Below are 8,116 nucleotides of genomic sequence, written 5' to 3'. Positions count from 1 at the left end.
AATCTTCAGGTAGCAGAGCAGGTTTTACTGGTAAAAGTAACTCTTGAAAACAAAGCTGAAGTAACAAGAAAGATTATCTTTAAATAGAAAAAAAACTCCATTCAATAAAAAAATCCATTCCGAAAACGGAATGGATTTTTTGTTTTTAAATAAGATGAATATTAGGCTTTTTCAATAAAAATACTCACAGCGTTTCCGCCAAAACCTACTGCATTAATTAAAACCCTTTTAATTGATTTGTCTTGCTTTTTTGATTCTGAAAAAGGTGTTTCTATAAAAATGTCGTTCTGTAGCATCAAAAGTGCCAATTCTAAACTCAACATTCCAGATGCTCCAAAAGTATGTCCGATCTTCCATTTATTAGTGGTTAATAAAGGCAAATTAGATCCAAATACTTTTTCAATTGCTCGTAATTCTGTCAAATCTCCTTTTATTGTTCCGGGCGCGTGCATTACAATTGCATCAACACTTTCTAAATCAATATCTTTTAAAGCCATTTTCATAGATTTTTGAAAACAGTCCGCTTCCGCAGAAATTGAAATATTATGTTCCAAAATTTCAGTCGCATAACCAACACCAATCACATAAGCTATTGCATTTTCTTTTTCTCCAGCTTCTAAACAACAAACCCCTGCGCCTTCTCCCAAAATCATGGTGTTTTGTGTTTTCTTGAAATCAAAAGCTAAATTTGGCCACAAATCAATTTCCTGATCCAATCGTGAATAAATTTTCAAAGCCCGCATTTGTCCAATGGTAAAATCGGTTAAAGGAGCTTCACTTCCTCCAACCAAAAACTTATCAGCCATTCCGGATTTTAACCACGCCACTCCGTTTAAAAGTGCATGAAGCGCCGTTGAACAGGTTATTGAATGTGAAATTTCAGGGCCTGCACTTTGTAAATCATGTGCAATCCAGGACGAAATATTCCCCAAAGTTGTTGTTGGTGAAGCTAAGGTTTGTGCTTTTCCTGTTTCAAGATATTCTTTGTAATGTTTTTCGAATAGATCTGTCGCGCCTCTTGAAGAACCAATATTAATTCCGAAAATATCATTTGAATTCCAGCCTGCTTTTTCAATTGCTTTTCGCGAAGCTCCTAAAGCAAACAAAACAGAATCATCTAAAAATTTATACTTAATATCAGATTCACGGATTTCGGCCACAATTTGCTTCGATTCAGCATCCAGAGCAGCAACAGATGTTTCCTGCTGGTCCAAAAAATGTTTCGTAAAACAATGGTTATTATCGAGATATTTTTCCCAAACTTGATCACTATTATTCCCTAACGGAGAAATTGATGAGAAAGCGGTTATGGCAATTTTTGGTGTATTCACAATAATTTATTTATCACAAAGGTCTGTAAAAAAATGGCACACTGATGACACGGATTGAACAGATTTACACAGAGTAAATAATTAATCTGCGTAAATCCGTTTTATTCGTTAAAATCTGTGGGCAAATCATACCATTTCAATGGCTTCTTCAATTGTAGTGTATACTTTATGAAGCTGTTCATCGGTCATTATATACGGCGGTAAAATATAAACGATATTTCCAACGGGACGTAAAACGACTCCTTTATCAATAAAGAAATTATACAATTTTGTACGCATTGATCCGTAATAGCTTTCTTCTGAATCTGATTTTATTTCAACGGCAAAAATTACTCCCAATGTTCTGGCAGTAATTACTTTCGGATGATTCTCAATTTTCTTTTGAAAATCTAAATGACTTGCATTTATCCTTTCAATATTTTGCTGCATTTCTTTTGTCTGCAATAAATCTATACTTGCTAAAGCCGCTGCGCAACCTGTTGGATTTGCTGTAAATGTATGACCATGAAATAGTGCTTTGTTGATATCATCATCATAAAAAGCATCAAAAATATCCTGAGTAAAAGTTGTAATCGCCATTGGGATCGTCCCTCCGGTTAATGCTTTCGAAAGACAAATCATATCCGGTTCTTCTGAAACATAATCCATGGCAAAAGTTTTTCCGGTTTTTCCAAAACCCGTCATTACTTCATCGGCAATTGTCAGGACTTTATTTGCTGCACAAATCTGAATCAATTTTCCTAACGCTTCAGGTTCATACATTACCATTCCTGCAGCGCCCTGCACCAAAGGTTCGAAAATAAATCCGGCACAATTATGTTTTTTAATTGCATTTTCTAAAGCATCAAAGCTTGTCTGCTCCTGCCCTTTTATGGGAACCGGAATTCGAACTACGTCTATAAACATTCCTTGAAAAGCCTTGGTATAAAATGAAATTCCGCTCGCCGCCATCGCCGCAAAAGTATCTCCATGAAAAGCATTTTCAAAAGCAATAATCGTTGTTCGCTTTTCATTTTTATTGAAGAAATACTGAAGTGCCACTTTTATCGCGACTTCAACAGCCGTAGAACCATTATCCGAAAAGAATATCTTTTGCTGATTTTTAGGTAGAATTTCCATTAATCTCTCCGCAACTTTTACTGCCGGTTCGTGTGTAAAACCGCCAAATAAAACGTGTTCTAAAGTCGTCAATTGTTTGTAAATAGCATCGGCAATAAATTTATTACTGTGCCCAAACGGGTTTACCCACCAGGAAGCAATTGCATCAATGTATTCTTTATTATTTTCATCCCAAAGTAACGCACCTTCTGCTTTTGTAATTGCAATTGGCGTTTGTGAAGTTTTATGCTGTGTATAAGGATGCCAAAGGTATTGGCGGTCTTTTTCTGTTAAGCTCATTTGATTTCAGATTGTAGAGTTTAGATTTTAGATTTTTCTAAAGCCAATATGTTGTCTCTAAATAAATCGGCGTACTCTTTAATTACATTTTGATCGAAATAGGGTTCTTCGTCAATTCTTCCGATGCAATTTATCCCTGTTTTATTCAGAATTAAACTTTCTGTTGATTTGTTTTCGCTTCCGCTGAAAATAATTCCAGCGACTTTAAATCCGCGATTCTGAATTGCTTCAACCGTTAATAGAGTATGATTGATGCTTCCCAGATAATGTCTTGAAACGACAATAATTTTATAATCGGATTTTATTAAATCGATGATTGTTTCTTTATCATTTAACGGAACAAAGATTCCGCCAGCACCTTCAATAACTAAATTATTCTTCGTCTTCGGTTCCTGAATTTGATTTAATTCTATTTTTATTCCATCAATTTCTGCAGCCAAATGCGGACTTGCCGGTGTATTCAGTTTATAACTGTTCTCAAAAATTTGAGTTTTTTTATTAGAAATTCTGGATTGAACTTTATGACTATCAGAATTATCTAAATCTCCAGCCTGAATGGGTTTCCAATAATCAGCTTCTAAAGCTTCGACAATAATCGAAGACGCGATTGTTTTACCCACATCTGTCGAAATTCCTGTTACAAATATTTTCATAATTTATTGGCCACGAATTTTACTGATTAAACAGATTAACGCGGATTTTTATTTTTTTAATCAATCTTGGCTTAATAATCAGTGTAAATCTGTCACATCTGTTTTGTCTGTGAGCCATCAACAAAAATACCAATAAAAATAAACCCATCATTATGATGGGTTCTGTTTATTATTCTTCTTTTAATTCGTCAATTACTTTTCTTATTTCTTTGGCAAATTTTCCATAAAATTTGTGGACCCACCATTCTAAAGAGATTCCCATAAAAAGTACTCCAAAAACAACAACCAAAAAGAATCCAACTAATTGTCCATTTGAGAATTCGTGATCAAAAAATCCCGGGATTTTTGAAAACGAGTAATAAGAAAGTCCCAAAAGGTATAAAACCAAAAACGGCGTTAAGGCAAACCCAAATGTTTTGTACAATTCCATATTCAGTCTTATGTCAAAATAAGTTTCATACAAACTGTCTTTTGTTGTTAAAGTTGTATTGTTTAATCTTTTATAAAAGAAATAAAGCTTCAGTAAATAATAAACACAAACGGCCACAAAAAGACTAAAAAGTAAATAATAAAAAAAAGTCCATTTTGGTGGTAAATTACCAATCAAAGGAACTGTGCCAATGAAAACTATGGACAGGATTTGATAATAAAATTCTGTTTTCAGATTTTTTTTGATTTTATCCAAAGGTGTATTTGCCGATTGTATTTTCTCTAAATTATGGGGAACAACAACATTTTTTGGTTTATCGTTATTCCATGCGTTTTGTATTTCATCAAAATCCATATCCTTGGTTTTTAATTATTTCTTTTAATTTTTCTTTTGCCCTGTTCAGTTTTACTCTGGCATTTCCTTCTGAGATTCCGAGATTTTCTCCAATTTCTTTATGTGAAAACCCTTGTAACTGATAAAAAATAATCGCCTTATCAATTTTTTCCAGTTTTTGAACAGCTTTATAAAAGTGTTCGATCTGGTTTTCTTTGATCTGAGAATCACCTTCTTCTTCTTTTACATTTTCTGAAGCTATTTCATATTTATCAACTTTCTGTTTTTCTTTTTTCAGAAAAACAATTGCCGTGTTTACAGCAACCCTATACATCCAGGTCGAAAACTGACTTTCATTTCGAAAAGAATCATACGACTTCCAGAGCTGGCAAATAATTTCCTGAAATAAATCTTGCTGATCGTCATGTGTATCCATGTACATTTTAGAAACTTTATACAAAATCCCTTTATGACTTTCAATCCGATTTAAAAACTCTTGTTCCCTTTCTTTCAAAATCTATTAATTCAGAATTGGTTTTACTGTATAACCTGCTTTTCTTAATAAATTAATAACTCCAAATTCTCCTGCCAAATGTCCAGATCCAACAGCAAAAAAGACACTTTGCTTCTTCATTAATTCGGGCATGTTTTTTACCCAATTTAAATTTCTTTCGTCAAGAATAATCTTTTTGGTTTTTTCGCTTGTATATTTTTTATCTGTTGTAAAAATCAAACATTAAATCAATATTCTCGGTTTTATATGCCGAAACTAATTTAGCCGATTCTTCTGGAGTCGATTCTTCTAGCATCGAAATCATTTCATCAGTTGAATAGGCTTTATCAAACATCCCGAATTGTTCTTTTACAGTTTCAAGCCCGCCAATTTCAATAGTTCTTTTTTTAGCCTGCTCAATAAATTCCATTTCGTAGAATTTTAAATCGGCACAGCCAAAACTTTTCATTGAAATCAAACTCATTACAGTCAGTAAACTAAAGCTGTCAACTTTCTGGACTGTCATTCCTGTAGTTTTCTTGAGAATTGCATCTAATTTTGCCAGCTGTTCCGGGTTCAGTTTTTTGCTTAAAGGTTCTTTTCCCATTGCTAATTGCTGCATTTCTGACATTTCTTTTGGGTCAGAAAAATTGATTTCAAGTATTAATTTTTCTGAAGATTCAAAAGCTTTTTTCGTTTTTTCAGTTAGAAAATAATCTGAAGAACAAATCATATGAATCGTTCCATATAAATAAGAAGGTTTAGAAAGCCCGTTTCCGGAAACTTCCCATAAAAGAGAATTTTCTAATTTAGGAGATTTGGTTTGAGCCTGTGATTTTATGCTAAAAACAACTAATATAAATGCTATAAATAAATAGAATACTTTTTTCATTTTGAGGGTTGATTAAGTTAAGGACTAAAACTCATTTTGTAATTACAACTCGTAAGTATAGGAATAGTCGAAACGTTACAAAAAAATATTAAAAATTATTTTAGCCCACTGATAAAACAGGTTTAACGGATTAACGCAGTATTAAATTTGATTTTCTGTTATTGGTGTAAATTAAGCGTTTGAATTCTGGGCTTTCTCCAAAATTTAAAAGTAGGCCGACTTCCATTTTTGTCGATTTGAGATAATTCATTAATTGGGCAATATGTGAACTTAAAAGATATTCACAGGCTTTTAATTCAATTATAATTACATCATCAATTACCAAGTCGGCATAATACTCGCCAACTAATTGATCTTTAAAATATACTTTGATTTGTTTTTGAGCTTCGACTTTATATCCTAAAGATTTTAGTTCAAAATACATTGCATTTTGATAAACCTTTTCCAGAAAACCATAACCTAATTGATTATAAACATCATAAAATACTTTTAGAATAGATTTTGATTTTTCTTTGTGTAATAAGTCAGACATTATACGCTGTGTAAACCCGTTTAATTCGTTTAATCGGTGGGCCTAATATACGTAATTTCCTAATAATTCTAAGGCCTGCTTTATTTCTTCTTCGGAATTATAACTGTGGATGCAAAAACGCAAACGCTCCTGACCTTCAGGAACTGTTGGAGAAAGAATTGGTTTTACGTCAAAACCTTTGTCCTGTAATTGCTGGGCTAATTTCTTGACACTCTCGTTTCCCTGAACAATGGCAGACTGAATTGCTGATTTACTTCGAACAAACATAGGTTTTAATCCCAACAAGTTTTTTTGCTGATTAAAGAAAACAATGTTTTGGCGTAACTTTTCGATTGCTTCTTTTTCGGTTTCCAGCTGTTGATATGCTGTTAAAATTGTAGCGACAGAATGTGGAGATAATCCTGTGGTATAAATAAAACTTCGGGCAAAGTTTATTAGATATTCTTTAAGTTCCGGGCTTCCAAGTACAACCGCGCCGTGACAACCTAAACCTTTTCCAAAAGTCATGATTCGGGCAAAAATTCTGTTGTGCAATTCCAAATATTGAAGAAGACCTTCACCTTTATCTCCAAAAACACCCAAACTATGAGCTTCATCAACTATTAAATAACAATTGTATTTTTCAGAAAGTTGTACTAATTCTTCTAAGTTCGGACTATCGCCATCCATAGAAAAAACAGTTTCGGTAACTACATAAATATTTGTGTCTGGGAATTTCAGAATCAAACGTTCTAAATCTTCAAAATCATTATGGTTGAATTTATATGATTTTGCGTTTGACATTACAATTCCATCCCTAATGGAAGCATGACTTAACTCATCATACAAAATAACATCATTTCTTTGCGGTACAGCGCTAAAAAAACCTAAATTGGCATCATAGCCCGAATTAAAAATTAAAGCGGCTTCTGCTTCATGAAATTGGGTAATAAAATTCTCTGCAATTTGATATAAAGAATGATTTCCTGAAATTAGTCTGGAACCTGTCGCTCCGTTTTGAAAAATTTCATTTTCGTGCAGATAAGCATGCGTATGTTTAAAAATTGATTCGGATTTTGAAAATCCAATATAATCGTTCGAAGAAAAATCAACCAAATTATTAAACACGGGAAGTTTGCGAAGCGAATTATTCTGCTTTCGGTTTTCAAGTTTCTGATTAAGATTTTCAGGTAATTTCATAAAAACAAAGTTATGAAATTGAAACTTGATATAAACAAACAGCGGGTTTTTGATATTTCCCGCTGTTCTTTAGTGTATTCTAAATGGCACTTATAAATGGCGATTGCCTGCTGTAATTTGATTCAATCGTTTCCTTAACCATAAATTCAGCAATATCAAACGCACTGATTTTGTCTCCCAAACAATCTTCGAGATTTACTGCTATATCAGAACTATCATCTGTGAATTCAATAAAAGGAACACGAACCTGCGTCCAATTTATGTTGCTTTCGACTAAAAGATCATAGGCTTTTTGACGATCTTCCTGAATTACTGGAAAATTGGTTTTCATCCAATCTGTTGCCATAATAGTTTTTGAACTTTTTTTATCGAATGGCGTATCTATATTAAGACCCGCAAGAAGAACATAACGTTCAATTCCATATTCATTCATTGCTTTTAAAACATTCTTGGTTACTGCACTTGCAACCAAAGGTTCGTCTTTTCTTTGACCAATTGTACTTACTACTGCCTGACAATCTTTCAACAATAATTTTATGGATTCAAAATCAAGCGCATTACCCTGAATGATTTCAATTTTAGGATTTTGAATTTCGAAATTTTCAGGATTTCTTAATAAAAGTTTTAAATTAAATCCTTCTTTTAATAACTGGTTTACAAGATATTTTCCAGTTCTTCCGCCGCCGCCCAGAACAGCCACTTTTGATATATTTCTCATATGTATTCTTTATAAAATTTGACATAAATAATTTGCGCTTTATCAGGTCGATAAAACGAAAACATAAAAGCTTACTGAGCTTTTATAATTGAATCAATATTTTATAAAGAGATTTTAATACTTCAAAAGTAAAAAATATTTTTGAAGCATTGCATAA

General features: G+C 32.9%; 10 protein-coding genes. All 10 read right to left on the bottom strand.

The features are described 5' to 3' along the window. Nucleotides 1-161: 161 nt before the first annotated feature. Complete coding sequence (locus J2Y38_RS21695; RefSeq protein WP_309846772.1) at nucleotides 162-1,331, bottom strand: beta-ketoacyl synthase N-terminal-like domain-containing protein; 1,170 nt, start codon at nucleotides 1,329-1,331, stop codon at nucleotides 162-164. Between the two features lie 126 nt (nucleotides 1,332-1,457). Further along, nucleotides 1,458-2,729 (bottom strand): adenosylmethionine--8-amino-7-oxononanoate transaminase, encoded by a 1,272-nt coding sequence (gene bioA, locus J2Y38_RS21690; protein ID WP_309846771.1) that lies wholly within the window; start codon nucleotides 2,727-2,729, stop codon nucleotides 1,458-1,460. Nucleotides 2,730-2,749: 20 nt separating this feature from the next. Continuing rightward, nucleotides 2,750-3,382 (bottom strand): dethiobiotin synthase, encoded by a 633-nt coding sequence (bioD, locus tag J2Y38_RS21685; RefSeq protein WP_309846768.1) that lies wholly within the window; start codon nucleotides 3,380-3,382, stop codon nucleotides 2,750-2,752. A 169-nt stretch (nucleotides 3,383-3,551) separates the two neighbouring features. Continuing rightward, nucleotides 3,552-4,166 (bottom strand): hypothetical protein, encoded by a 615-nt coding sequence (locus tag J2Y38_RS21680; protein ID WP_309846766.1) that lies wholly within the window; start codon nucleotides 4,164-4,166, stop codon nucleotides 3,552-3,554. Beyond that, a complete protein-coding gene (locus J2Y38_RS21675; RefSeq protein WP_409025151.1) occupies nucleotides 4,156-4,587 on the bottom strand; it encodes an RNA polymerase sigma factor in 432 nt (143 codons plus the stop codon). Before J2Y38_RS21675 ends, J2Y38_RS21680 begins: the two co-directional genes overlap by 11 nt. A gap of 78 nt (nucleotides 4,588-4,665) precedes the next feature. Beyond that, nucleotides 4,666-4,878, bottom strand: coding sequence for a TraB/GumN family protein (locus J2Y38_RS21670; RefSeq protein WP_309846761.1), 213 nt, complete (start codon nucleotides 4,876-4,878; stop codon nucleotides 4,666-4,668). Continuing rightward, on the bottom strand, nucleotides 4,859-5,530 hold the full coding sequence (locus tag J2Y38_RS21665) for a TraB/GumN family protein (RefSeq protein WP_309846758.1): 672 nt from the start codon (nucleotides 5,528-5,530) through the stop codon (nucleotides 4,859-4,861). The genes J2Y38_RS21670 and J2Y38_RS21665 overlap by 20 nt, the downstream gene beginning before the upstream one ends. A 130-nt stretch (nucleotides 5,531-5,660) precedes the next feature. Then, on the bottom strand, nucleotides 5,661-6,062 hold the full coding sequence (locus tag J2Y38_RS21660; RefSeq protein ID WP_309846756.1) for a GxxExxY protein: 402 nt from the start codon (nucleotides 6,060-6,062) through the stop codon (nucleotides 5,661-5,663). 42 nt (nucleotides 6,063-6,104) lie between these two features. Next, a complete protein-coding gene (locus J2Y38_RS21655) occupies nucleotides 6,105-7,241 on the bottom strand; it encodes a pyridoxal phosphate-dependent aminotransferase family protein (protein WP_309846755.1) in 1,137 nt (378 codons plus the stop codon). A 79-nt stretch (nucleotides 7,242-7,320) separates the two neighbouring features. Continuing rightward, complete coding sequence (locus tag J2Y38_RS21650; RefSeq protein ID WP_309846754.1) at nucleotides 7,321-7,959, bottom strand: NAD(P)H-binding protein; 639 nt, start codon at nucleotides 7,957-7,959, stop codon at nucleotides 7,321-7,323. Between the last annotated feature and the right edge of the window lie 157 nt (nucleotides 7,960-8,116).

Origin of the sequence: Flavobacterium sp. 2755 (genome assembly GCF_031455715.1) — a bacterium.
Lineage (GTDB): Bacteria > Bacteroidota > Bacteroidia > Flavobacteriales > Flavobacteriaceae > Flavobacterium.
Note: the sequence above shows the minus strand (reverse complement) of the source record. Positions and strands in the feature narration are given on the sequence as shown.

What these genes read in the sequence shown, in the direction of transcription:
- bioA (WP_309846771.1), bottom strand. Translation starts at nt 2,729, where the DNA reads ATGAGCTTAACAGAAAAAGACCGCCAATACCTTTGGCATCCTTATACA.
- bioD (WP_309846768.1), bottom strand. Translation starts at nt 3,382, where the DNA reads ATGAAAATATTTGTAACAGGAATTTCGACAGATGTGGGTAAAACAATC.
- J2Y38_RS21680 (WP_309846766.1), bottom strand. Translation starts at nt 4,166, where the DNA reads ATGGATTTTGATGAAATACAAAACGCATGGAATAACGATAAACCAAAA.
- J2Y38_RS21675 (WP_409025151.1), bottom strand. Translation starts at nt 4,587, where the DNA reads ATGTACATGGATACACATGACGATCAGCAAGATTTATTTCAGGAAATT.
- J2Y38_RS21665 (WP_309846758.1), bottom strand. Translation starts at nt 5,530, where the DNA reads ATGAAAAAAGTATTCTATTTATTTATAGCATTTATATTAGTTGTTTTT.
- J2Y38_RS21660 (WP_309846756.1), bottom strand. Translation starts at nt 6,062, where the DNA reads ATGTCTGACTTATTACACAAAGAAAAATCAAAATCTATTCTAAAAGTA.
- J2Y38_RS21655 (WP_309846755.1), bottom strand. Translation starts at nt 7,241, where the DNA reads ATGAAATTACCTGAAAATCTTAATCAGAAACTTGAAAACCGAAAGCAG.
- J2Y38_RS21650 (WP_309846754.1), bottom strand. Translation starts at nt 7,959, where the DNA reads ATGAGAAATATATCAAAAGTGGCTGTTCTGGGCGGCGGCGGAAGAACT.